This window comes from Limnochordia bacterium (genome assembly GCA_023230925.1).
Taxonomy (GTDB): domain Bacteria; phylum Bacillota; class Limnochordia; order DUMW01; family DUMW01; genus JALNWK01.
In genome coordinates this window covers 1-24,959 of the sequence record JALNWK010000013.1, presented here as the reverse complement: position 1 = coordinate 24,959, position 24,959 = coordinate 1, and the positions used below count along the sequence as shown (strand labels likewise).

General features: G+C 48.6%; 25 protein-coding genes. 9 read left to right on the top strand and 16 right to left on the bottom strand.

Annotated elements, in window-relative coordinates:
• Nucleotides 1-111 precede the first annotated feature (111 nt).
• The 15 genes from M0Q40_04440 to M0Q40_04370 all read right to left on the bottom strand — a co-directional run bounded on the left by M0Q40_04440 (nucleotide 112) and on the right by M0Q40_04370 (nucleotide 12,844).
• Nucleotides 112-675, bottom strand: a complete 564-nt coding sequence (locus tag M0Q40_04440; protein ID MCK9221860.1) for a hypothetical protein — start codon at nucleotides 673-675, stop codon at nucleotides 112-114.
• Nucleotides 668-1,438: a nickel pincer cofactor biosynthesis protein LarB gene (gene larB, locus M0Q40_04435; GenBank protein ID MCK9221859.1), complete on the bottom strand. Its 771-nt coding sequence runs from the start codon at nucleotides 1,436-1,438 to the stop codon at nucleotides 668-670. Before larB ends, M0Q40_04440 begins: the two co-directional genes overlap by 8 nt.
• A gap of 82 nt (nucleotides 1,439-1,520) precedes the next feature.
• Nucleotides 1,521-2,414: a P-loop NTPase gene (locus M0Q40_04430; protein ID MCK9221858.1), complete on the bottom strand. Its 894-nt coding sequence runs from the start codon at nucleotides 2,412-2,414 to the stop codon at nucleotides 1,521-1,523.
• A 192-nt stretch (nucleotides 2,415-2,606) separates the two neighbouring features.
• On the bottom strand, nucleotides 2,607-3,467 hold the full coding sequence (locus M0Q40_04425; protein ID MCK9221857.1) for a ParB/RepB/Spo0J family partition protein: 861 nt from the start codon (nucleotides 3,465-3,467) through the stop codon (nucleotides 2,607-2,609).
• 21 nt (nucleotides 3,468-3,488) lie between these two features.
• On the bottom strand, nucleotides 3,489-4,265 hold the full coding sequence (locus M0Q40_04420; GenBank protein ID MCK9221856.1) for an AAA family ATPase: 777 nt from the start codon (nucleotides 4,263-4,265) through the stop codon (nucleotides 3,489-3,491).
• 77 nt (nucleotides 4,266-4,342) lie between these two features.
• Nucleotides 4,343-5,071, bottom strand: a complete 729-nt coding sequence (rsmG, locus tag M0Q40_04415; GenBank protein ID MCK9221855.1) for a 16S rRNA (guanine(527)-N(7))-methyltransferase RsmG — start codon at nucleotides 5,069-5,071, stop codon at nucleotides 4,343-4,345.
• Nucleotides 5,068-6,942 (bottom strand): tRNA uridine-5-carboxymethylaminomethyl(34) synthesis enzyme MnmG, encoded by a 1,875-nt coding sequence (gene mnmG, locus M0Q40_04410; protein MCK9221854.1) that lies wholly within the window; start codon nucleotides 6,940-6,942, stop codon nucleotides 5,068-5,070. The genes rsmG and mnmG (M0Q40_04410) overlap by 4 nt, the downstream gene beginning before the upstream one ends.
• A complete protein-coding gene (gene mnmG / locus M0Q40_04405) occupies nucleotides 6,929-8,830 on the bottom strand; it encodes a tRNA uridine-5-carboxymethylaminomethyl(34) synthesis enzyme MnmG (protein MCK9221853.1) in 1,902 nt (633 codons plus the stop codon). The genes mnmG (M0Q40_04410) and mnmG (M0Q40_04405) overlap by 14 nt, the downstream gene beginning before the upstream one ends.
• A 13-nt stretch (nucleotides 8,831-8,843) precedes the next feature.
• The gene (mnmE, locus tag M0Q40_04400) at nucleotides 8,844-10,220 is read right to left on the bottom strand and encodes a tRNA uridine-5-carboxymethylaminomethyl(34) synthesis GTPase MnmE (protein ID MCK9221852.1); all 1,377 of its coding nucleotides are present in this window, start codon (nucleotides 10,218-10,220) and stop codon (nucleotides 8,844-8,846) included.
• A gap of 76 nt (nucleotides 10,221-10,296) precedes the next feature.
• The gene (locus tag M0Q40_04395; GenBank protein ID MCK9221851.1) at nucleotides 10,297-10,923 is read right to left on the bottom strand and encodes a protein jag; all 627 of its coding nucleotides are present in this window, start codon (nucleotides 10,921-10,923) and stop codon (nucleotides 10,297-10,299) included.
• On the bottom strand, nucleotides 10,889-11,572 hold the full coding sequence (locus M0Q40_04390; protein MCK9221850.1) for a YidC/Oxa1 family membrane protein insertase: 684 nt from the start codon (nucleotides 11,570-11,572) through the stop codon (nucleotides 10,889-10,891). Before M0Q40_04390 ends, M0Q40_04395 begins: the two co-directional genes overlap by 35 nt.
• Before the next feature lie 29 nt (nucleotides 11,573-11,601).
• Nucleotides 11,602-11,838 carry a membrane protein insertion efficiency factor YidD gene (yidD, locus tag M0Q40_04385; protein ID MCK9221849.1) on the bottom strand — a complete coding sequence of 79 codons (237 nt, stop codon included), beginning with the start codon at nucleotides 11,836-11,838 and terminating at the stop codon, nucleotides 11,602-11,604.
• Complete coding sequence (gene rnpA, locus M0Q40_04380) at nucleotides 11,835-12,176, bottom strand: ribonuclease P protein component (protein ID MCK9221848.1); 342 nt, start codon at nucleotides 12,174-12,176, stop codon at nucleotides 11,835-11,837. The genes yidD and rnpA overlap by 4 nt, the downstream gene beginning before the upstream one ends.
• Before the next feature lie 29 nt (nucleotides 12,177-12,205).
• Nucleotides 12,206-12,343, bottom strand: coding sequence for a 50S ribosomal protein L34 (gene rpmH / locus M0Q40_04375; GenBank protein MCK9221847.1), 138 nt, complete (start codon nucleotides 12,341-12,343; stop codon nucleotides 12,206-12,208).
• 285 nt (nucleotides 12,344-12,628) lie between these two features.
• Entirely contained in the window at nucleotides 12,629-12,844 is a 216-nt protein-coding gene (locus tag M0Q40_04370) for a hypothetical protein (protein ID MCK9221846.1), read from the bottom strand.
• Between the two features lie 398 nt (nucleotides 12,845-13,242).
• Between M0Q40_04370 and dnaA the strand changes: the two genes are divergently transcribed.
• The 8 genes from dnaA to M0Q40_04330 all read left to right on the top strand — a co-directional run bounded on the left by dnaA (nucleotide 13,243) and on the right by M0Q40_04330 (nucleotide 22,941).
• A complete protein-coding gene (dnaA, locus tag M0Q40_04365; protein MCK9221845.1) occupies nucleotides 13,243-14,628 on the top strand; it encodes a chromosomal replication initiator protein DnaA in 1,386 nt (461 codons plus the stop codon).
• A 289-nt stretch (nucleotides 14,629-14,917) separates the two neighbouring features.
• Complete coding sequence (gene dnaN / locus M0Q40_04360) at nucleotides 14,918-16,231, top strand: DNA polymerase III subunit beta (protein MCK9221844.1); 1,314 nt, start codon at nucleotides 14,918-14,920, stop codon at nucleotides 16,229-16,231.
• An 11-nt stretch (nucleotides 16,232-16,242) separates the two neighbouring features.
• Entirely contained in the window at nucleotides 16,243-16,455 is a 213-nt protein-coding gene (locus tag M0Q40_04355) for an RNA-binding S4 domain-containing protein (GenBank protein MCK9221843.1), read from the top strand.
• 8 nt (nucleotides 16,456-16,463) lie between these two features.
• Nucleotides 16,464-17,606 (top strand): DNA replication/repair protein RecF, encoded by a 1,143-nt coding sequence (recF, locus tag M0Q40_04350; GenBank protein MCK9221842.1) that lies wholly within the window; start codon nucleotides 16,464-16,466, stop codon nucleotides 17,604-17,606.
• Between the two features lie 17 nt (nucleotides 17,607-17,623).
• Nucleotides 17,624-17,872, top strand: coding sequence for a DUF370 domain-containing protein (locus M0Q40_04345; protein MCK9221841.1), 249 nt, complete (start codon nucleotides 17,624-17,626; stop codon nucleotides 17,870-17,872).
• Between the two features lie 180 nt (nucleotides 17,873-18,052).
• Nucleotides 18,053-19,972 carry a DNA topoisomerase (ATP-hydrolyzing) subunit B gene (gene gyrB / locus M0Q40_04340; GenBank protein ID MCK9221840.1) on the top strand — a complete coding sequence of 640 codons (1,920 nt, stop codon included), beginning with the start codon at nucleotides 18,053-18,055 and terminating at the stop codon, nucleotides 19,970-19,972.
• A 33-nt stretch (nucleotides 19,973-20,005) separates the two neighbouring features.
• Nucleotides 20,006-22,492, top strand: a complete 2,487-nt coding sequence (gene gyrA / locus M0Q40_04335) for a DNA gyrase subunit A (protein MCK9221839.1) — start codon at nucleotides 20,006-20,008, stop codon at nucleotides 22,490-22,492.
• Between the two features lie 23 nt (nucleotides 22,493-22,515).
• Complete coding sequence (locus M0Q40_04330) at nucleotides 22,516-22,941, top strand: YlbF family regulator (protein MCK9221838.1); 426 nt, start codon at nucleotides 22,516-22,518, stop codon at nucleotides 22,939-22,941.
• Here the strand turns inward: M0Q40_04330 and M0Q40_04325 are convergent.
• Nucleotides 22,938-23,210: a YqhV family protein gene (locus M0Q40_04325; protein ID MCK9221837.1), complete on the bottom strand. Its 273-nt coding sequence runs from the start codon at nucleotides 23,208-23,210 to the stop codon at nucleotides 22,938-22,940. The genes M0Q40_04330 and M0Q40_04325 overlap by 4 nt on opposite strands.
• A 159-nt stretch (nucleotides 23,211-23,369) precedes the next feature.
• Here M0Q40_04325 and M0Q40_04320 point away from each other — a divergent pair, with 159 nt between their 5' ends.
• On the top strand, nucleotides 23,370-24,725 hold the full coding sequence (locus tag M0Q40_04320) for a TrpB-like pyridoxal phosphate-dependent enzyme (GenBank protein ID MCK9221836.1): 1,356 nt from the start codon (nucleotides 23,370-23,372) through the stop codon (nucleotides 24,723-24,725).
• Nucleotides 24,726-24,959 lie beyond the last annotated feature (234 nt).

Below are 24,959 nucleotides of genomic sequence, written 5' to 3'. Positions count from 1 at the left end.
CCATCCTGTTAAACATCCTCCCTTTCCCTACAGGATTATGCCGGATATCCTTCGTTCATGAAGGGATATAGACAAAGATTCGACACGGACTTGTTATTTCCTCCCTCTGGTCTAGGTGGATTCAACGGAACGTTCTAGCATAGCCCGAGGCTGAATGGTTACCGTACAGGGTCTGAATCTATCAATCAGTTCTACAGCTTCCAAGGCTCCGGGCCGGACCAAAACGGTAACCAGAAAGGGAAAAGACGCACTATAACCCCGGGTCACAAAACAGTCCAAGACCCCGGGTAGACCGAGAATCTCCCCTAGATTCGGTAGAGTCTTTACCAAACTTCTGATGACCAAGCACTGAGAGGCAGAATAATTTCCTGTACGGGTAACCCCCCAGGCAATTCGGTGGGTAGATCCTAGAGTGATTGCTAGAAGGACAAAGGGTGGATTCCCCTTAAAGAATTGCTGGACCAATGTAATCCAGTTATACCGAAAAGGTAAGGTGGTAGCAGTAAGCATGGTGATTCCCTGCTGACTCAAGGCTCTACTGAGGAAGGCTGCCTTACCTTGCGCGGATAATCCCCGGGTGCCATCTGGTGGCAATTGTCCCAGTGAAGTCAGAAACGTCGCAAAGGAACCGTCCTCTGGAAACCTAGTAACATGAATACGGTCCGGTCTAGTCATGTTGCCTTGCCTCACCGATCAAGCGATTAATCCGAGCGGCTGTAAAACCAGCACCAAATCCGTTGTCAATATTTACCACACTGACTCCGGCCGCACAAGAGTTTAGCATTGAAAGCAACGCAGCAAGCCCGCCAAAACTGGCTCCGTAGCCAACACTGGTGGGGACGGCGATCACCGGCCGGTCCACTAATCCTCCCACAACACTGGCCAGTGCCCCTTCCATCCCGGCAACCACAATAATCACATTGGCGTGTTTGAATTTGTCCCTTTGGTCTAGCAAGCGGTGTAGGCCCGCAACACCAACGTCATACACCCGGACTATCTTGTTGTTGGCCATCTCCGCAGTAATGGCCGCTTCCTCAGCCACGGGCAGATCCGACGTACCCGCACTTAAAACAGCAATGGTACCGGGATAAGTGAAATCTTCTGTGGGTTTTACTGTTAGAGTTCTAGCTATTGGATTATACTCTATTTGTGGCACCAGTTTCTTTGTCTCTTGAAACATTTCCTCTGTGGCCCGGGTACACAGAATGCGATCACTTTTCTGTCTTAACACCTTCACAATTTCCGCTACTTGTTTGGGCGTCTTGCCCGCGCAATAGACAACTTCAGGAAAACCTTGCCGCAATGAACGATGAAAGTCTATCTTGGCAAACCCTAAGTCCGCGTAGGGTAAGTCCTCTAGCCTTCTGGCTGCCTCCTCCACGGACATCTGGTTTGTCTGAACCTTTTCCAGGAGCCTTAAGATTTGAGTTCGATCCATTCTCATTCCTCCGTGAAACCCGTCGTTAAAAAAATCTGAGGTCTCTTCAGTACATCTGGTGAAGGACAAATGATCAGGCTAGTTATTCTTTTCTTAGCCATTTTCGAACTAGGTTTAGGATGTCCCTACGAGCTGGGCTGCCCGGTGCCACCATCCCTAAGGGTACCTGTTGATAGGCTGCTTTCCGAACCCGTTTATCGAAGCGCACTGCGCCGAGATAGTCAATTGGATAGTCAATCACATCCTGGATTACAAAACAGATCTTTTCCGCCGCCTTGCTCGCTTCCCCATGGGAGTCCACTTGGTTTAGAAGTAAATGCAACCCAGTCTTCCTATTGTTCTCTTTTAGTGTTTTGGCCGCGGCGTAGATATCCACGATAGCATGGGGTTCTAGAGTTGATACCAGCACGACTACCCCTGCGAGTTTCATAAGCTCAAAGGTTCCATGATAGGAGGTGGGAGAGGTGTCTACGATTAGGTAATCCATCGAGTTCTCTAACCGCCCAAGCTCTGTCCGAAGCCTACTTAGACCAAGACCCGTAGGTTCCGTAGGTACGGGCAACCCTGGAATTAGAAAGAGACCGCCTGCGGCTGAGGTGAGTACCTCCTCTACCTTTAGTTCTCCGCAGCTCAGATCGCCAAGGTGGGCGATGGCATCAATCCCCAATAACCGGTGCAAGTGTCCCCCTGTCAGGTCTCCGTCCACTAAGGTTACCTTCTTGTCTAGATTGGCCAACTCATATGCTATGTTAAGTGCAAGAAAGGATCTACCTACAGATCCCTTCCCACCGGCTAAGGCGATAACTGTGTCCAAACTAGAGTCGTACTCAATCTGTACCACTAATCCCCAGCGAGTTCTTTGCACAATCCGTCCATAGAAAGGGGGCAAGTCAGTGCCCGGTTCCTGAATGACCACAGTCGCCCCCGAGGTGACAAGCGCTGATCGGCCCCCGTCTCTAGGATTAGAGAGCTGCACTAGAACGCCATCTACTCCCAGACAACGACAAAGATAGGTACGAGGGGTTGGAAAGTGAACAGTAATCCGTAAGTCGCTTCCCGGTGCTATACATTCCCTGTTATTCCCGATGGCGTGTCCTTGCTCTAACATGGGTTATGATCAAAGCCTCCTATCGGGAGTGAGTAACGGATGTTCCACGTGGAACATCCGTTACTCACTCTTCAGGATATAGTCGATGATTCGCTGTAGTTCATCCTCCGAGTAATATTCAATCTCGATCCTGCCCTTACCCTTTTGCTGTTTGATCAACACTTTAGTGCCCAGTGCATCCCCCAGTTCGTTCTGCACCAGAGCAAGCTCCGGATTAGCCCTCGCCCTGGATGTTCCACGTGGAACATTCCCCTGCTCAACTAAGGCTTCGGTTTGGCGAACCGAAAGCCCCCGCTTCACCACGTACCGCGCTAAGGCCTCCTGCAGCTGGGCATCCTTTACCCCGGCTAACGTCTTCGCGTGACCCGTTGAGATCACTTCCTTCGCCACCAACTCCTGGACAAAGGGGGTTGCCTGGAGTACCCGTAGTAGATTTGTGACTGTCGTCCGGGCCTTTCCCACAGCATCGGCTACTTCCTGCTGAGTAAGACCAAACTCATTGATCAGTCGTTCGTAAGCCCTGGCCTCTTCTAGCGGATTTAGGTCTTCCCGTTGCACATTCTCAATGAGCGCCCATTCCATCATCTTACGCTCATCCATCTTCTGAACCACTGCCGGGATTTTCTCTAAGCCGGCCATCTTAGCGGCCCGCCACCGTCGTTCCCCTACCACAAGAACGTATCCTTCGTCGCCACCGACAACAACAATCGGTTGCATCACACCGTGCTGCCGAATGGATTCTGCCAAAACCCTCAGTTTTTCTTCGTCAAATTCTTCCCGAGGCTGATAGGGATTAGGGGTAATCTCCCCGATGCTAATCTCCCGGATGGAGCGCCCTTCCTTTTCGGCTTCCTGAGGCATTAACGCCCAAAGCCCTCTTCCCAAGGCCTTTCTCCCTTTTGCCGTCTGTTCCTCCGCCATTTTCCTATCCTCCCCGGTTTCTTAGCTCGCCTTTGCACCTAGTCTTCCTATGAATTCCTCCGCAAGTTCTCGATAGGCCAAGGCACCCTTCGAACGATCATCATACAGGACAATCGGTTGTCCAAAGCTAGGAGCTTCGCTCAGTTTGACATTACGCGGCACAATAGTCTTAAAGACCTTCTCCCCAAAGACCCCCTGTACTTCTTCCACAACTTGTTGGCTCAAATTCGTTCGGACATCATACATGGTCATTAGTACCCCGTCAATCACCAGGTGCTCATTTAAGTGTTTCCGCACTAGATCTATTGTACTAACTAACTGGCTGAGGCCTTCTAGTGCATAGTACTCACATTGAATTGGGACCACCACGCCATCCGCGCAACTAAGACCGTTTATCGTAAGCAATCCCAAGGATGGTGGTGCATCAATCAGTATATACTCGTACTTCCCCTTAATGCCCTCTAGGGCCCGCTTCAACCTATACTCCCGGGATATGGTCGACACCAGTTCCACTTCCGCACCTGCCAAATCAATCCGGGCCGGTGCCACATGAAAGTTTTCGATCGCGGTATGTAAAATCACCTCATCCAAAGATCTGCCCCCAATGAGCACATTATACATACATAATTTGATCTTCCTTTTCTCAACACCCACTCCGCTTGTGGCATTTCCCTGGGGATCGCAGTCAATAAGTAAAACTCGATTACCCAAAACTGCAAGGTAGGCACCTAAGTTCACCGCTGTGGTGCTCTTGCCCACTCCTCCTTTTTGGTTTACAACCGCTACTACCCTTGCCAAATCCACCACATCCCGTAAAATGATTCTATCTATCTTCAATTCTTCGCCAAAAGCAGTCCCTTTCCTCCTGCCCCGTCTCAAAACAATGGCCGTTTCCGTGCCATGCCCGCCCGTCTTGGGTACTTTTGCTTCGTCTGTTTCACTTTTTCGATCACAATGAGTCGTCTTTTCCCCAATCCAAAGGGCAGCTCATATTCTACCTGGTCCTTGGGACTACATGCCCCACCTAATTCCTCTAGTAATAGGGCTCTGTCGACTTGCTCTTTCTCCGGTCCCTTCATGATCACCATAATACCACCCACCCGAAGTAAGGGCATACTCAACTCGGCGACCTCACCGACACTTCCCACACCCCGACAGACAACTCCATCGAAGTACTCTCTTTTGGTAATCGCCAACTCCTCAGCCCGCATGTTCACGCCTTCAATCCCACTGAGTCCTAGGTATTCTATTGCTTCCTGCAAGAAGGCCACTTTCTTACCTACGCTATCAAGAAGGGTACATTCCTTTTCAGGATCGTACATCTTCAGGGGAATCCCCGGAAAACCTGCCCCTGTACCTATGTCCACGAAACGAATACCTTCGCAGAACCGGGGCACTAACGTTACGGCCAAGGAATCAAGGAAATGCTTGACTGCCATCTCCCTTTCGTCGGTAATCCTGGTCAGATTAAGTCTTGTATTGCCCTTCACCACATACACAGCAAAGGAAAGAAACCCTTCAACAACCTGTTCCTCCAGGATTAACCCCATTGCTTCCGCTCCAAGCAATAGGGCACTACGGAATTCTTGTTTATCGAAACTCACAATTCATTCTCCCTTTTGCGTTTTTCCAAGTAGATCATTAGGGTAGTAATATCCGCCACTGACACGCCACTAATCCGACTAGCCTGGCCCAAGGAACGGGGTCTGACCTTGCTGAGTTTTTCCGTGGCCTCCCGGGATAGGGCCGTCACTTGCTCGTAGTCCAGTCCTTCGGGAATGATCCGCTCTTCAAGATTACGAAACCTTTCCACTTGCCTTCTTTCTTTTTCCAGATACTCCGCATACTTAACCACAACCTCCAGCTCCCGGGGATAAGCGAAATCATCCTGTAGTCCCAGGGACTCCATAATGTCTTGGATATTCTCGTATTTCACCTCGGGACGCTTCAGCAACTGGTGCAGCGTCTCTCCCTGAGTAAGGGGAGCACTCCCAACTCCTTCGAGGACTTGTTGCACCTGTGGTTGCGGTCTTACACGGATGTCCCTCAATGTCTGGGTCTTCTTTTGGATCCCATCCCACTTTGCCCGTATAGCATCATACTGCACTTGACTCATCAACCCGTACTGGTGCGCCTTCTCCGCTAGACGCAAATCACAATTGTCCTCGCGCAACCACAATCTGTACTCCGCCCTGGAGGTCATGATCCGATAGGGTTCCTCGGTTCCCTTGGTCACCAGATCGTCAATCAAGACTCCAAGATACCCTTCATCTCGACCAATGACTAAGGGGGGGGCTCCCCTGATGAAAGATACCGCATTGACTCCGGCAATGAGTCCCTGGGCCGCGGCTTCTTCATAGCCCGATGAGCCATTGATTTGTCCGGCGGTAAACAGACCCGGCACTCGCTTTGTCTCCAGAGTTGTTTTCAGGTCATCAGGATACAGACAGTCATACTCTATGGCATAGCCCAACCGCGTAATCTTCGCTTTTTCCAAACCTGGTACTGAATGAACGATAAGCTCCTGTAGATGCTCTGGGAAACTATTGGAAAGCCCCGCAAGATATACCTCGTGGGTATCCCACCCTTCGGGCTCAATAAATACCTGATGTCGGCTCCGATCCGGAAAGGCGAAAACCCGCACCTCTATGGAGGGGCAGTAACGGGGTCCAACCCCTTCAATGATCCCAGAGAGCAATGCCGCTTCCTGTTGATTATCCCGTACTAACTGATGGGTCTTTTCCGTAGTATACGTTAGATAACACATGGCCTGGGTTGTGGGTGACTGAAAGGGCTCTAGCGAGAAACCCCTTTCCACAGAGTCTCCCGGTTGGGGAATCATTCCTTCGTAGTTAATCGTCCGTCCATCGGCCCGGGGCGGCGTTCCCGTCTTAAACCTTCTCAGCCGAAACCCCATCTTGCTTAAAGATGCCGATAGATCACTAAAGGCCCGTTGTCCATTGGGTCCTCCCGGAAAATGGACTTTCCCGTAATGGAGCATGGCATTAAGATAGGTCCCACCGGTTAACACAACCGCCCGGGCCCGCCAATACCGACCACTCTGTAGTCGAACACCGGCTACCCCCCGATCATCAACACAGATCTCACTGACAACCCCTTCACGCAGATCAAGTCTTTCTTGATGCTCGAGGACCTTGCGCATCACCCTTTGGTACATTTTCCGATCAATCTGCGCCCGTAGAGACTGCACCGCCGGTCCTTTGGAGGTATTTAGCCTGCGCACCTGCATGCAGGTTTGGTCTACCGCTTTAGGCATCTCTCCACCAAGCACCGCCAATTCTCGTACCAGCTGACTCTTCCCCGGGCCCCCAATGGACGGGTTACAGGGCAATAGTGCCACGCTATCAATATTGGCAGTCAGCAATAATACCCGAGCCCCTAGCCGGGCGGCAGACAAAGCAGCCTCACAGCCTGCATGGCCTGCCCCGATCACAATCACATCATATCTTCTCACCGCTAACCGCTCGCCTTTCCTGCTCAGTCTTCGAGAGTCGCTTTACCTCAACCAACACCGCAGTGACATCCGTTGCAGATACCCCGGGAATACGCCGGGCCTGACCTATAGATAAGGGTCTTACCTCTAGTAATCGTTCCTTTGCCTCATTTCCAAGTCCCTTAATCCGGGTATAGTCAATATCACGGGGAATATCCATTTTCTCTAGCTCTTCGAACTTAGCCACCTGATCCCTTTGGCGAGCAATATACCCGGCATACTTGACCTCGATCTCCACCTGTCTCGCCACATCAGAACTCACCCTGGGCACCTCATCGCAGACATCGGCCAGATCTTCGAAGGAAATCTCCGGCCTGCACAGAATATCCCCTAGGCTCACCGCTTTCTTCAGGCCTCCACTTCCCCGTTCCTTCAATTTGAATAATACCTCTTGGGTGGGGGTAACCTGTACCTTTTCCATCCGCGCTAGGCAATCATAGACTTGGTCTCTTTTAGACTGAAACTCCCGATACTCCTCCTCGGAAACAAGGCCCAACTGCCACCCTAGGTCCCGTAAACGAAAGTCCGCATTATCCTGGCGCAGCAGCAATCGGTACTCCGCCCGCGAGGTCATCATCCGATAGGGCTCAACAGTTCCCTTGGTAACCAAATCGTCAATCATTACACCAATATAACCTTGACTCCGCTGAATCAGCACCGCAGGCAACCCACTGATCCTGCGCGCTGCATTTATGCCCGCCATCAGTCCAAGGGCGGCAGCTTCCTCATAACCGGAAGTACCAACGATCTGACCAGCAAAGTACAGACCACTAATCCGCTTGCTCTCAAGACTAGGCCAAAGCTCCCGGGCATCAATATAATCGTATTCCACTGCGTAACCCGGGCGCATCACCCGGGCTTCCTGCAGACCAGGGATAGTCTTCAAGATTTCCAGCTGCACCTCAATGGGCATCGCCGTAGTCAAGCCAAGCAGATATAGCTCCACCGTATCTAGTCCTTCTGGCTCCACGAAGATCTGATAGTCGCTCTTATCAGGAAAGCGAATCACCTTTCGATCAATGGAGGGGCAAAACCTGGGCCCATGCCCTGTAATAGCTCCGCTCTGGATGGGTGATGTATGCAGATTCCTCCTCACCGTCTCGATAGTCTCCTCGGTGGTATAGGTTAACCAACAGGGTAAAACACTCTCCCTAGGCTCCTTGGTACTAAAGGAGAAGCAAAGGCCCCGCTGGCCCCGCTGTTCTCGCATTTGACTATAGTCCACTGTTCTACCGTCAATCCGTGGTGGTGTAGCCGTTTGATACCGATTCATGGAAAAGCCAAGCTCGAGTAAACTCTTGCTTAATCCCCAAGAAGCTGGTTCTCCCAGCCGACCACCTGGGCTTTTCTCACTTCCCAATACCACCTGGCCCCCTAGGAACGTACCAGTACATAGGATAACGGCTCGTCCCTGGTACACTCGATTACCAGCTACTCTTACCCCCACGATTCTACCATTATCGACCAGAAGATCTGTGACCTCACCCATAGCCACATCTAATGCCGGTACTCCATAAAGTCGAGTAAGCATCTCCTTTTGATAGGATTTTTTATCCGCTTGGGCACGCAATGCCCACACCGCAGGTCCCCGGCTGGTATTGAGTAGCCGAATATTCAAGAACGTTTGATCGATCACCTTACCCATCTCACCGCCTAGGGCGTCCATTTCCCTAACCAGATGACTCTTCGCCGCAGGCCCCCCAATGGCAGGGTTACAAGACATTTGGGCGATACTATCAATATGCAAGGTCAGTAGTAGCGTACGACATCCTAGTCGTGCGCTAGCTAACGCCGCTTCACAACCCCCGTGTCCACCCCCAACCACAATCACATCATAAGTCCCCACCATATTGATCACCTACCTACTTACCGACGCAGAATTCCGCGAACACTTGTTCGATTACTTCATCCGCGACGTTCTCTCCCGTAATCCGACCCAAAGCTTCTGCGGCACCTCGCACGTCAATGGTGATAAAATCAATGGGCAATCCCTGTTCCAGAGTATCCAGTGCATCGGTTAACCGCTTCAAGCATTCCTCAAGATCCTCACGATGCCTAACCCGCATGACCATAGCCTCACTTACTCCATCCATGCCAGTCTTACCCCACACTCTAGCATGGATCTCCTGGCGCAGTTGCTCGAGCCCTTCACCGGTGAGCGCGCTAATCTTTACTGGTGTTGATGCCACATACTGCTTTAACATAGCAGAATCCAGCCGTTGGGGTAAATCAATCTTATTAATAATCAAAACATGGGGTTTCTCCCGCAACAATCGCACAAGCTCAATCCCATCGGCTCCCAATTCACAAGTCCCATCCAAGACACAAAGAACCAATTCCGCCTCACTAAGGGCGACTCTGCTTCTACTTACCCCCAGCTGCTCCACCTCATCCTCGGTCCTTCTGATCCCCGCGGTATCGGCAATACGTAGCACAATCCCCCCGATAGTCACCGACTCCTCAATCACATCCCTAGTAGTACCGGCATAGGGAGAAACAATGGCCCGATCATCCTGCAACAAGGCGTTTAACAGGCTAGATTTACCAACGTTGGGAGGACCAACAATGGCGGTGTAGACTCCCTCCCGCAAAATCTTACCCTGTCTACTCCGCTTGATCAATTCCCTAACCTGAACCTGACATCCAATAATCTCCCTACTGATCGTATCTGTTGAGAGCTCCTCGATGTCATCCTCAGGAAAATCCAGCATCGCCTCCATATGGGCCAGCACTTCAATCAGTCTTCGCCAGATCTCCTTAATCTCCCTAGATAAATACCCTTGTAGCTGACTACTAGCAGCCTTAGCCGCAGCATCAGACTTAGCCCGAATCAGATCAATTACTGCCTCCGCTTGTACCAAGTCAATCCGTCCGTTCAGAAAGGCCCGCTTGGTAAACTCCCCAGGTTCCGCCAAACGAGCTCCATGGCCTAAAAGGAGATCCAGTATCTGTTGCATCACAACCATTCCACCATGGCTATTAATCTCAACGATATCCTCAGTAGTATAGGAATGGGGAGCGCGCATAACTGCTACTAGGACTTCATCAATAACAGCACCAGATGGATTTACAATGTGGCCATAGGTTAACCGATGGGAATTGGTAGGCCACAATGTGTTCCCCGCAGGCTTAAAGATCCCCTTGGCGATCTCCACAGCCCTTGGTCCACTCATACGTACAATACCAATGCCACCTTCACCTAAAGCTGTGGATATGGCTGCAATTGTATCTACGGCCATAATACTCCCCCCAAAAACAAGAACGCAGCCAAAGAGGCCGCGTTCTTTAAAATTCACTTTTTATACCTACAGCTACTTAGCTCTTCGGAACGATCACTACGCGGCGATAGGGCTCTTTGCCCTCGCTAAAGGTATCCACGTCCTTTTCATCCTGCAGGGCCAGATGAATCACCCGTCTTTCGTACGAACTCATCGGCTCAAGCACAGCCTTTCTTTTTGTAGCTCTCACCTTTCGACCCAGACGCTGAGCCAAATTTTTCAAAGTCTCTTCCCGTCTTGCCCGATAACCCTCAGCATCCAGTAGTATTTTAACCCATTCACCCTGTCCTTTATTAGCACCTGCGCTAACCAAGCACTGCAGTGCATCCAATGTTTGACCCCTGCGACCAATCACCATACCAAGGCCTTCGCCGGTTATGGTAAGATGCACACAGTCTTCACTCAGGGCTAAATCCACTGTTGCCGGGCACCCCATCTTTGTCACGATGTTCTGAAGGAAATCCCTTGCAAATTCACCCTTTTCCTCCATCGGGTTGCACATAGTCACCCGTACTACAGCCTCTTTCCCAAACAAACCCAAGATCCCCTTGTTTCCCTCATCCAAGACCTCAATCTCAACCATATCCTTGGAAACCTGCCACTCATCAAGTACGGACCGAACGGCCTCATCAACTGTTTTGCCGCTTCTTACCGTCGCCTTCATTCCCTGCAGCCCCCCTCTCTTTCTCCTCTGCATCAAGCTGTTTCTGTACAAAATGCTGCTGAATCATCGCCAAAATGGAATTAACTGTCCAGTAAATAACGACACCCGACGGAAACCGAATGCTCACCGAACCAATCAGAATGGGACTAAACCAGGTCAACACCTGATTCATAGAGTTGGCTGAGCCAGACGTCTCCGTACCCGTATTCATCATTTTTGATTGACCATAGGTGAAAACAGCTGCTAAGATAGGCAGGATATAGAAGGGATCAGGATTCTTAAGGTTGGGTATCCACAGAAAACCACCTTCAAACTCGAAATTCCTCAATACACTGAACAAAATCCAAATAATCGGCAGTTGTAATAGGGCTGGTAAACAACCCCCGAACGGGTTTACCTTGTTTTCTTGATAAAGCTGCATCATGCGCCGGTTCAACTCTTCAGGGTTGTCCTTATACTTCTTCTGAAGCTCCTCTAAATGCGGCTGCAACCTCTTCGACGCAGCAAGACTTCGCATCTGGCTTAGATACAACGGATAAAGCACTATACGGAACAATACGGTCAAAAATACGATGGCTAATCCCCAATTGCCCGTCAATTGGTAGAAAAAAGTCAATACCCATTCGAGTCCTTGTTGTAGGTATTGCAAATAGCCCCCCTCCATTCTGCTTCCGACAACTAGTCTACAGGATCATATCCCCCAGCGTTAAAAGGGTGGCATCGACAAATCCGGTGGAACCCTTTATATAACCCGTAAACAACCCCATATCGCCGGACCGCGATCAGACAATATTCAGAACAGGTAGGGTAGAACCTGCAGCGTCGGGGGAAGAAAGGGGATATCACCAACTGATACAGCCTAATTATACCACATACCGAAGCTACCAACAGATTTGCCAGCCAATTTTTCTTCATTTTCCCGCTCTTACTTTCTTTCCTTTCAGGTAACCAGCTTTTTGTAAAAGATCGACGGCCGCATCCTGCAGATCCCAGTAATTAGAGTCCTTGGCCGCGGCCCTAGCGGAAAACACCAGACATCCCCCGCAAGTTAACTGGGGGGCTACTGAACGAGCAATCTCTCTTAATTGGCGTTTACACCGATTGCGGACCACCGCCTTGCCGACCTTTTTACTTACAGAAAAACCAATCCGGACTACCCCATCGTCGGATTTTAGCGCGTGTAGGACTAGCATCTTGTTGCTATAGCTTCTTCCCGACTCATATACTCTTCGATAATCCTTGGTCTTCGTCAAAAAATCTAATCTACACAACTCTTCGTATATTAGGCAGATAAAACCTTTCGGCCCTTTTTGCGCCTTCTCCTGAGCACATTCCTACCGGATGGAGTCTGCATCCGTTGCCGAAAACCGTGTCTTCTTTTGCGCCTGCGTACCTTCGGCTGATACGTCCTCTTGACCATACCCCGTCAACTCCTATTCTTGAGTACAATTTCAACTGACCCACACGCTAACTAAAATTATAGCCTAGCCCCCTTTTAGGTGTCAAGCAACCCAGATTAGATCAGCCCTTTCCCTCACTATCAATCTTTTCCCCAAATGGTGTAAAACCTGTGGAAAGTAACCCAAATCCAGATGGAATCGGCCCTCCAATCACTTCTCCAGAATGTCTGTACTTGTGGATAACTTGTTTGGAGTACCCGGGTCACACACGCGATAACCCCTGGTACCATTGGGTTTACCCGTCTTTACCCAAGCTGTAGGGAAACTGTGGATAACATGTGGATAACCCGGTGGCTTTTGTTCTCTTTCGTTTTAAACAATTGTCCACAGCCTGTGGAAAAGTTGTGGAAAACCACCGCGATCCGTTCTACAATTGCTTTTGCTTCTCGTTTTCCCCAGCTCTCGTCAAAGACATGTCCTCCGCGATCCATATCTTGACCAGTCTTGAACATTTTATCCACATCTGTGGACAACTCCCTTTTTTTTTGCGGGGCAGGGAGGAAACTCTCTGGTCAAAAACGAATATACCTAACTGGTTAAGAGTATTTTCTAGTAGATTTGGATCGCTAGAACCAGCTTCAAAACTATTGTTGCTGTGTTTTAATGGCTCATGCGCGCGTATTTACAGAAGGTATTTCCCTTTGTAAATAGAAGACATCGACAGATAACTGCCCGTGACCAACAAAATTAGGCAAGCAATTAGTGGAAACAAGCTTGCCACAATAAGGCCCAGTCGGCTATGATTAACAATCGCCATACCGCCTAGCTTCCCGATTGGCCCGAACTTTTGGGTCATTATCATTTTACAGAAAGGAAGTAATGGCGCATTTCTTTCTGTTCGGAAGATAAGTGAGCCATAATGCGCCAAAATATCATGACAGAACAGTTGCAACAAATTTGGACGAAAATAATATCCAGTCTTCAGGCTACGGAAGAGGATCCCGGTGCTAAGGTTTGGTTAATGTCGGCAAAGCCCCTGGGCTTTAGAGGAAATTCTCTTATCGTGCAGGTTCCTAACCGTTTTGTGCGGGATTGGATCCAAGCCAGATTTCTAAAAAGGCTTGAAGCCTGTCTTGAGGAAATAACAGGTCGTCCTTGGCAAATCGGCCTAGTACTCCCTGATGCCTTTAATCCACCAAAAAAGCAACCGGATCAAGAGATCCGTCCGCCAGAGGTGAAAAAAACCAGGGAACGTTCCAGCTCCGTGCAGATTCCAAAGTCGAGTACGTTCAATCCCAAGTATTCCTTTGATACTTATGTAGTCGGAGACTCGAATCGTTTTGCCCATGCAGCATGTCTAGCCGTCGCGGAAGAACCCGCCAAGGCCTACAATCCACTATTCATCTACGGAAATGTCGGGCTTGGCAAGACCCACTTAATGCACGCCATCGGACAGTACGCCCTGGAACGGCACAATGGTATCAAAGTTGTCTACGTTTCTTCCGAGACTTTTACTAACGAACTGATCACTGCCATTGGTTCCCGCTCCATGCCCGAGTTTAGGAACAAGTATAGACATGTAGATATTCTACTAATTGATGATATTCAATTTGTGGCCGGAAAAGAGAGTGTCCAGGAAGAGTTCTTCCATACGTTCAATGCCCTTTATGAAGCGAACAAACAAATTGTTATTTCCAGTGATCGTCCACCGAAGGAAATTCAAGACATTGAGGAACGACTGCGATCTCGTTTTGAATGGGGTTTGGGTACAGATATTCAACCCCCAGATTACGAAACCAGGGTGGCAATTCTACAGAAGAAGCAAGCTGCGGAAAACCTCTCCATTCCCCATGAAGTATTACTATATATAGCTGAGCATATAGAAGGTAACATTCGGGAGTTAGAAGGAGCCTTGATCAAAATCGCTGCCTACTCGTCCTTAACCGGTCACTCTGTTGATCTAGACCTGGCCCAAGAGGCTTTAAAGGATATTATCACCCCAAAACGGGGCAAAGATCTATCCATCGAGGAGATTCAGGAAGTAGTAGCAGAGTATTTTGGAATCAAGTCTTCGGAACTGCGGGGCCGCAAACGGACACGGGCCATTGTCTTTCCAAGACAGATTGCAATCTATTTAGCTCGGGAGATGACTGATTCCTCCCTGCCACGGCTTGGAGAAGCCTTTGGTGGGCGAGATCATTCTACCATACTCCATTCCTATGATAAGATCGCCCAGGAAATAGAAGACGATCAGGCTCTGGAACGTACAATCCAAGTTCTTAGAACACGGCTTCATGGCGGATAGTTATCCACAAAACCTGTGGATAACCTGTGGATGAATCTTGGACAATTTTTAACCCATTTTTTACCATGTGGAGACTGGGGAAAAGGTGCTGACGATGTCTACAGCCTTTTCTACAGCTGTAACGTCGTAGCAACGCTGCTGAGACTGGTTTTCCACGCTTTGGACAGGGCCTACTACTACTACTACTACTCCATTGTTTATTTTGCTAACGCAAAGCATTCAAAAACAACCAAGGAGAGTTTTCCACAGCACCATCGAAAGATATTCATAAGGAGGCGAGGGGCCCCTTTTGGGCCGTCGGACTATGAATGTATTCTGCAAACAACAAGATCTACAATATGGCGTTGATACAGTTGAGCACGCAGTTTCATCAGGTGATTCCGAAAGTATTCCTGGCATCGCAGGGATACTTCTCGAAGCAAAGGAAGACCAACTAATACTCTCAGCAAATGATCACAAACTAGGAATAAGATGCAGTATTCCAGCGGTGGTAGAAGAAACCGGACGACTGCTAGTTGACGGTCGCTACTTTTCTCAAGTTGTACGCAAGCTGCCCGAAGTGGATGTATCTTTTGCTATGGCACCGGAAGAAAACGCGATGGTCTTACGTGCTGGTACTGTTCGGCTCAAATTGCAGGTACTCAACGTACAGGATTTCCAAGGGCTACATGTTCCCACAGGGGAACCACATTTTGTGGCATTCGCCCATGATCTGCAAAACATGATTCGCCATACGCTAATTAGTGTGGGATTGCCCGAGGATCGGCGTCCCTTTATTTCCGGTATTTTGGTAGAATATGAGGATAACAACTTGAACTTAGTATCCACCGATGGTAATCGGTTGGCTGTCTGCAGTAAAGAGGTGTTGTTACCAGAGGATGCTGATCAAGGATCCGAGGCCTACACAGAGGATGTGGCAGAACCCACCCCCTTGGATTCAACGATAGGTTTGCTCGGAGAAACCGAAGCAGATACCAACAACACCAAAGTCAAGGCAGTGGCACCAGGTCGGACAATGAACTTAATTGCCAGGATTCTTGGTGGATTAGGGGAAAAAGGCAAGGTAAAATGCAGAATCGGGCAGAATATGATCAGCTTCTGGAACGATAGGTTATTGATCTCGGCAAGGTTGATCGAGGGTGATTACCCGGATTATAATAGATTTACCGAAGGACTGGATACATATCCTTTGCCCCTTCCAAGGGCGGATTTCCTTGCGGCCAGTGACCGCGCTGGGATCATGACGAAGAAGGGTAGTGCGGTGATGCTTATTGAGGCCGAGGACACAAAGCTTCGTATTAGCAGCAGGGAGCCTGAGTTAGGTCATATCGATGAGGAATTGATTTTGCCCTTTGAAGTGCAGAGTCTTACGAAGGAACGTTGGTCCGACAATGAAGAAGATCAAGATGCGTCTTCCGGTCTGCAGCGACTTGTGGGAGCTTATCAGGCGAGGTTTTTCATCGATGCCTTAAGGGTTATGAATACCCAAGAAGTTATTTTGGAACTGGGGGAGGCCAATGGACCTGCCCTACTAAAGATTCCTAATAGTGATTTTTTCACGTATCTCGTAATGCCAGTAAAGATCAGTGAAGGGGAAATATAGTTTTGAAAGAAGTGTCGATATACACAGATAGCATTGCTTTGCAGGGACTTTTGAAATGGGCGTTTGGAATAAGTGGTGGTATTGCAAAGCAGTTGATTCAAGATGGACAAGTACAGGTTAATGAGCAGGTTGAGGTGCATCGTAGCAAACAAGTTGTGCCCGGTGATATTGTTGATGTTACCCAGGTTGGTACGGTAAGGGTCGTTAAAGAAAATGGAGGATGATGCATTTTTTGCGGTTAGATCGTTTGCAAATGCGCGGATTTCGCAATATAAAGGAGATCTTGTACTGTCCGAGTCCACATTTAAACGTATTTGTCGGCAATAACGGGCAAGGCAAAACAAATCTCCTTGAAGGGGTTTACTTTTTAGCTACAGCTTCATCCCAACGGGCGTACAAAGAAGATGAATTGATTAATTGGCAAGGGGATGAGGCGTACCTAGAAGGGGAGGTAGCCTACAGCCAGACTAGTACGAAAATATGTGTGGTCTTGACCCGCGGGAAGAGAAAACAGATTTGGGTGGGGTCGAAGAGGCTTGCTAGTGCCCTGGATGTCTTTGGCAGATTATCTGCGGTTTTGTTCTCCCCGGATGATCTGAATTTAGTTAAGGGGTCACCTTCGGCCCGGCGTCGGTATTTGGACCTCCAGATTGCCTTGGCTAATAAGTATTTTCGCCATCAGCTTCAAAAGTACAATAAGGTCCTTGCCCAACGGAATTTGGCCTTAAAAAAGGGTCATTTTGACCAAATGGACATTTGGGATGAACAGTTAGTGACAGTGGGCGTTGACATCATGGAGCGCCGCATGGAAGCGGTAGATATGATCAGTGAATTTGCCTCCGTTGCTCACCGGTCAATTTCAGGTACCGAAGACCTTAGAGTTATATATCTGCCTTTCTTTCTTAGGGAGCAAAGGGAGTATATGATTGCCCGTGCTGAAAAAGGAGCTCCCTATAGCAAGGATAAACTTCGGGGGATCTTCACACACCAGTTGGAGGAGAAGAAGTCACTGGAAAGGATACAAAAAATGACTCTCGTGGGGCCACAGCGGGACGATCTGATTTTCCTAATCAACAGTAAAGATGCCCGTATCTATGGTTCCCAAGGTCAGCAACGAACTGCGGTGCTTGCTAGTAAGCTTGCGGAACTGAATTATGTAGCCCAAGCCCAGGAGGAAAGACCGTTACTCCTGCTAGACGATGTGTTAAGCGAGCTGGATCAAAACCGTTGTGAACGTTTCCTGATGCATATTAGTCAAGATACCCAGATTTTTTTGACGACAACGGACCTTGGGAGCCTAGACAAAAGGAGTCTTGCAGGGGCACAAATCAGTCATATTAGTGAGGGAAGACTAGAACAAGTTGAGAAGTTTTAGCAGGGGGTTAAAACGTAGTGTACTTACACATTGGTCAAGATGTCATTGTTCCCGTTAGCAAAATTGTAGCCTTGATTGGTATCCAGGATCTTGCAAACTACCGAGCCAACCGTCAATTTATTAATACTGCCCACGAAGAGGGCTTTGTGGTCCATTTGGGATCTAAGCCTCGGACCCTGGTTTTGTTGGAGCAGGAAGTTTATGTATCACCAATTAGTGTGGCAACCTTAAGACGTAGACTCGAGTACATTACTAACTTACCCTAGTTAATCCTCTGTACACTTAGACATCGAATGTAAAGGTTAAACTAACCACGGGTTAAGTTGACAAAGACCCCCCAATGTACTAGAATTTTATTGATTGTGGGAATGTAGTCGACAAGGCACTCCGCGGGAGGATGCCCTGTTTTTCCGCGATCAGTAGTTGGCAGTGGAGGAAATGCAAAAATGGGTTTTGATAAGCCAAAGGAAACATACGAAGCTGAACAGATCCAAGTCTTGGAGGGTCTGGAAGCTGTCAGAAAACGTCCCGGAATGTACATCGGAAGCACCGATGAAAAGGGCCTGATGCAGCTTTTCTATGAAGTCATTGATAACAGTATCGATGAGGCCATGGCCGGATTCTGCGATTTGATCAGGGTTGAGATCGGTGCCGACGGTTATTTGCGGGTGATTGACAACGGCCGGGGTATTCCTGTGGCTATTCATCCCAAGATGAATAGGCCTACTGTGGAAGTAGTGCTGACAGTATTGCACGCTGGAGGCAAATTCGGCCAAGAAGGTTCCGCCTACAGGGTTTCAGGTGGACTACACGGAGTTGGTGTATCGGTAGTTAATGCCCTAAGTGAATCCCTGGAGGTAGTAATCAAGAGAAACGGGAAAATCCATCGCCAACGTTTCCAACGGGGAGTTGCTGTTCAGGACTTAGAAGTCATTGGCGATACGACCGAAACAGGGACTATTATTCTCTTCAAGCCAGATCCCTTAATTTTTGAGACAGTTCGTTTTGATGTAGACCTAATCATTAATCGAGTAAGGGAACTTGCTTTCTTGAATAAGGGCGTGCGCATTGAGATATACGATGAGAGAACTGGACGGCATTGTCTTTTCAAGTATGATGGTGGTATAGTCTCCTTTGTCGAGCAATTGAATAAGACTAAGAACGCCATACACAACGATGTGATTTATTTCGAACATCAAATAGATGATGTTGAGCTGGAAGTGGCAATTCAATACACGAATAGCTATAGTGAGGGTATCTACAGTTTTGTTAATAACATTCATACCCACGAAGGCGGTACCCATCTGAGTGGTTTTCGTTCCGGATTAACCAGAACGATAAACGATTATGCCCGTAAGAATAATTTGCTTCGGGAAAAGGAAGAGAACCTAGCTGGAGAAGACGTGCGAGAAGGATGTACCGCAGTGATGAGTGTGTGGCTCCCAGAGCCGCAGTTTGAAGGCCAGACCAAGGGAAAGCTAGGTAACTCCGAGGTTAGGGGAGTGGTGGAGTCTGCTTTGACAGAGAAGCTTGGGATTTATCTGGAGGAGCATCCCCAGCAAGCTCGGCAGATTATTGAAAAGGCCTTAGCTTCTTGTCGGGCCAGACAAGCAGCACGGAAAGCTCGGGAGCTTACCCGCCGGAAGAATGCCTTGGAGGTCAGTAGTCTCCCAGGTAAGCTTGCCGATTGTACGTCAACCAATCCGGATGAATGTGAGCTCTACTTAGTGGAAGGAGACTCCGCCGGTGGTACGGCCAAGCAAGGACGTGAGCGGCATTTTCAGGCCATTATGCCCCTGCGAGGTAAGATCCTCAATGTTGAAAAGGCACGCATGGACCGGATACTTGCTAATGCAGAGATTAGAGCCATGATTACGGCCATTGGCACGGGGATCGGCGAGGATTTTGACCTTGGGAAACTCAGGTATGGTCATATCGTGTTAATGACAGACGCGGATGTAGACGGTGCACACATTAGGACCCTTTTGTTGACGTTTTTCTATCGATTCATGAAGCCGTTGATTACCAATGGTCATATCTATATTGCTATGCCGCCGTTATACTATGTAAAAAAGGGTAAGAAGGAAGAACACTATCTATACTCCGATAAGGAGTTAGATAACTTGCTAGATCGGATTGGTCGGGACGGAGTTGCGATCCAGCGCTACAAGGGTCTTGGAGAAATGAATGCAGAACAGCTTTGGACGACGACCATGAACCCTCAGACGCGGACCACTGTGAAATTGGAGCTGGAAGATGCCGTCGCCGCCGATGAGATCTTCTCTACTCTCATGGGCGAGAAGGTCGAGCCCCGGCGGGACTTCATTAATCAACATGCCAAAGAAGTGGAGAACTTGGATGTTTAGCCGGGGATGGATTTGTAGGGAGTGGAAATACGAATGGAACTGAACTTTGAAGGCGGGCGAGTAATCGAGCGAGACATAGAGCAAGAGATGAAGCGATCCTATCTAGATTATGCGATGAGTGTAATTGTGGATAGGGCCCTTCCCGATGTGCGAGATGGTTTGAAGCCAGTACAAAGACGCATCTTGTATTCTATGAGCGAGCTAAATTTAGCCTTTAACCGGCCATTTAAGAAGTCGGCGCGTATTGTAGGAGAGGTTATGGGTAAGTATCATCCCCACGGTGATAGTGCCATTTATGACGCGATGGTGCGTATGGCTCAAGATTTCTCCTATCGGGACCCGTTAGTTGAAGGTCATGGTAACTTCGGTTCTATGGACGGGGATCCACCTGCTGCCATGCGTTATACCGAGGCACGGCTATCTCGATTGGCTATGGAGATGCTGCGGGAAATTGATCAGGATACAGTGGATTTTGGACCAAACTTTGACGGTAGTCTAGAGCAGCCTCTTTCATTGCCATCACGTTTTCCCAACTTACTTGTTAACGGGTCAGAGGGGATTGCTGTTGGGATGGCCACAAAAATCCCACCCCATAACCTTGGGGAAGTCGTGGATGCGTTGGTTTATCTTGTGAATAACCCCCAGGCGACTATTGAAGAGCTAATGGCTTTTGTTAAAGGACCAGACTTTCCCACCGGTGGTATTATCTTGGGTACCGAGGGAATCAAGGAAGCCTATACTACGGGAAGAGGTCGCATTCGTGTTCGGGCCAAGGCCAGGATTGAACCTCTCTCTGGAAATCGCCATCAGATCATCATTGATGAGATTCCCTATCAGGTGAATAAAGCGTCCTTGGTAGAGAAAATTGCGGCTCTAGTCAGGGATAAAAAAATAGAGGGCATATCAGCACTTAGAGATGAATCGGATCGCAATGGACTACGCATTGTTATTGAAATAAAACGGGATGCGAGTCCAAATGTTGTGCTTAATTGCCTATACAAACAGACGCCCTTAGAAGATACCTTTGGAGCGATCATGCTTGCGTTAGTAGATGATGAGCCAAAGGTACTCACCCTAAAACAAATGCTGTGGCACTACTTGCAGTATCAAAAAGAAGTGGTGACCCGTCGAACCAGATTCCAGTTACGGAAGGCCAAAGAACGGTTACACATTGTAGAAGGGTTACGGATCGCCCTTGCGAATATCGATGAAGTGATTGCGATTATTCGTCAATCACAAAACGATGAGATGGCCAAAACCCAACTGATTGACAAGTTTAGCATGACTGAGACTCAGGCCGTTGCGATTTTGGATATGCGTCTGCGGCGTTTAACCGGCCTAGAGCAGATCAAGATTGAGCAAGAGCACCAAGAGTTGACGGACCGCATCGGTAATCTAGAAGGTATTTTAGCCTCTGAGACTAGGCTCTTTGAGATCGTTAAAGAGGAGCTCTTGGAGATTAAAGCGAAATACAATACACCCAGACGTACTCAGATTAGCTTTGATCCTGGAGCAATTGATATTGAAGATCTAATCACGAAGGAAGATATCGTGGTGACCATGACCCACTACGGGTATGTCAAACGACTGCCCTTAACAAGTTATAAAAGTCAACGCCGGGGAGGCCGGGGAATCATCGCCATGAACACCCGGGAGGAGGATTTTGTAGAACACCTATTTACCACGACCACGCATTCCTATATCCTGTTCTTCAGTAATCGTGGCCAGGTATATCGACTAAAGGCCTACGAAATACCGGAATCAGGTCGTACCGCTAGGGGTACTGCAATTGTAAATCTGCTGCAGCTAGGTCCCAAGGAATACATCAAGACGATATTCCCCATTGATGATTACGATGAGGATCATTATCTGGTAATGATCACCAAGAATGGGCAAGTTAAGAAGACAGCCTTAAGTGAATACGATTCCCCAAGGAGTGCTGGCCTTATTGGAATAAATCTCCGGGATGACGATGAACTAGCCGGTGTATTTCTTACCGACGGCAAACGGGAGATTATTCTAGTGACCCATCAAGGTCAGGCCATTCGTTTCCCCGAAGAGCAAGTGCGCCATACCGGTCGGGCGACCGCTGGTGTCAAGGGGATTGACCTAAGACCAGGGGATTATGTTGTAGCCGGAGGGATTGTTTTTGAAGATGCGGATCTCCTTGTGGTTACAGAAAAGGGTTATGGTAAACGAACCCTGCTCAAGGAATACCGGGCAATTTCCCGGGGAGGCAAGGGAGTAAGGACCCTAAATATCATTGAGAAGAATGGGCCGATCATTGGTGTACAGGTAGTTATGGAGCATCAGGAAGTGATGATGATTACTTCCGAAGGGATTATGATTCGCATGAAAGTGGACGATATTCCACGACAAGGGCGAAGTACCCAAGGAGTTAGAATGATGCGCCTTCAGGACAAAGATGAGATAGTCGCTGTTGCGTTAGTAGCCGAAACTGACGAGGAGGATGAAGAAGACGGCGATGGGTCTATGCGGAATGAAGAGATCCCCTTCTGAGAAAGGGACTTGAGGTGATAAACGTGAGCGTTCAACGGAAGGTACTGGAATTAGCTAATGAGATTCGCAATACCGATGAGTACCAGAAACTACAAGTTGCCAAGGCAGATGTAGAAAAACGAGAAGCCCCAACAAAGATGTTACAAAGTTGGGGTGAGTTTCAGCAGCAGCTAGTAGAGAAACAGCAAAAGGGTGAGGAAATCACCCCTGAAGAGGAGTCAGAGATAGCGACACGTTTCCAGGTTTTGATGATGAATCCCTATGCCCGGGCCTACATCGAAGCCCAGTACGAATTGATGGAATTACTAATGAAAGTACAGGAGAATCTGGTAACCAGCTTAGGATTAGTCGAAGGTACTGATGAAGCTGGCTCCGGGGAAGACGATAGCGATAAGGAAAGCAATGTGGTTCCACTTAGGAAGCCAAAGCTTTGGACTCCGAACAGCTAACCTGTTGTTCCCCAAAAAACTAGTGCAACACCAAGGGCGATGATAAATATTTTGTGCAGGGGAAGATCGCTTCGGACTGCCGCAAGTCCAAAGACATTGGTTACGAGTAGGACAATTGGTCCGATGAGACCTAGGAGCGCGTTGATTTTCAGGGCGCTAATGATCTTACCGGAATGGAGCATGAGAAAAGCGGCAAGTATTTCCAGAATACCGGCAAGAAAGCGGCAAAGCGCCATATAGTAAAGCATGGTCGGTAGTTGTCCCCGCATAGTAATGGCCTCCGGTGTTTGATCTGCAGAACATGTTTATGCCTCAAGATGCCACTTTAGACCTTGGGGCATTTTTTTGTAGGGTGAGCAGGAATCCTGGCATAGAGGTAGAATAAATAGCAAATGAGCCTAGTTTAGCATAGAGGAGATGAGCCTGAGATGAGTCGAACCAAGATCCTACTGAAAGAAGCGGAAATGCCTAAGCAGTGGTACAATATCGCTGCGGACATGCCCAACATCCCAAAACCACCATTGAGTCCCAAGACAAAAAAGCCCATTACACCGGAGGAATTGGCACCAATTTTCCCGGAGAGCCTCATTGAGCAGGAAATGAGTACCACTCGTTGGATTGATATTCCCGAGGAAGTGCTAGATATCTATTCCCTATGGAGACCTGCTCCTTTGTACCGGGCACATCGGTTGGAGGCTGCTTTGAAAACCCCAGCACACATTTACTACAAAAACGAAGGGGTCAGTCCGGCAGGCTCTCATAAGCCCAATACGGCTATTCCTCAGGCGTATTTCAACAAACAAGAAGGGGTAAAGCGCCTAGCAACCGAAACTGGTGCTGGGCAATGGGGTAGTGCTTTGAGCCTGGCGTGTTCCTTCTTTGGGATGGAATGCATGGTATATATGGTACGGGTCAGCTACGAGCAAAAACCCTATCGGCGTTCCATGATGAGATTATGGGGTGCAGATGTAGTAGCAAGTCCCAGTACCAAGACTGCAGCAGGGAGAAAGATTTTTGAACAAGATCCCGACTCTTTAGGAAGTCTAGGGATCGCTATTAGCGAGGCCGTTGAAGATGCGGTTAGTCGAGATGACACCAAGTATGCCCTAGGAAGTGTGTTGAACCACGTTTTGCTACACCAGACAATTATTGGCTTGGAGGCGAAACTCCAATTAGCCAAAGTTAATGAGTATCCCGACGTGGTGGTAGGCTGCCACGGGGGCGGAAGTAATTTCGGGGGTATTGCCTTTCCCTTCTTGATGGATGTACTAGCCGGGGACCGTCAGGTCCGTACGGTGGCGATAGAGCCTACGGCCTGTCCGACTTTGACCAAGGGACGATTTGCCTACGACTATGGGGATGTTGCGCATCTGACACCGATTGCAGCTATGTACACCCTAGGCCATGATTTCATGCCAGCGGGTATACACGCTGGCGGGTTACGTTACCATGGTGCATCACCCTTAGTCAGCCAGCTTTGTGCCGATGGTTTTATTGAAGCCAAAGCCGTAGGACAAGTAGGTGTGTTCGAAGCCGCGCAATTATTTGCGCAGACAGAGGGAATTGTGCCGGCGCCTGAATCAGCCCATGCGATAAAAGGTGCTATCGATGAGGCATTACGTTGCAGGGAAGAAGGCAAAAAGGAAACCATCCTGTTTTGCTTAAGTGGTAACGGCTATTTGGATCTGGCTTCCTATGATGCATTCCTGGCCGGTCAGCTCCAGGATTTTGAGTATCCCGATAAACAGCTGGAAGAATCCTTTGCCAAACTACCCAAGATATAGAATCCAGGCAGGGTTAACCCTGCCTGGATTTCCTCATTTTTCCCTAGATTTTGGTCAAGATTATTGACTCCAGTCGAAATCTGAACCCTTAGTACACCCAAAGGGACGCTTTCAGCACTTCCGCAACTAAGATGGGAAAACCAGGTTAAGGAATAGTGTTTATGCACGTTAGGCACAGTATCATATGTATTGGGAACTATCGAAAAAGTTATCAGGCAATTCGCGCGCATCGAT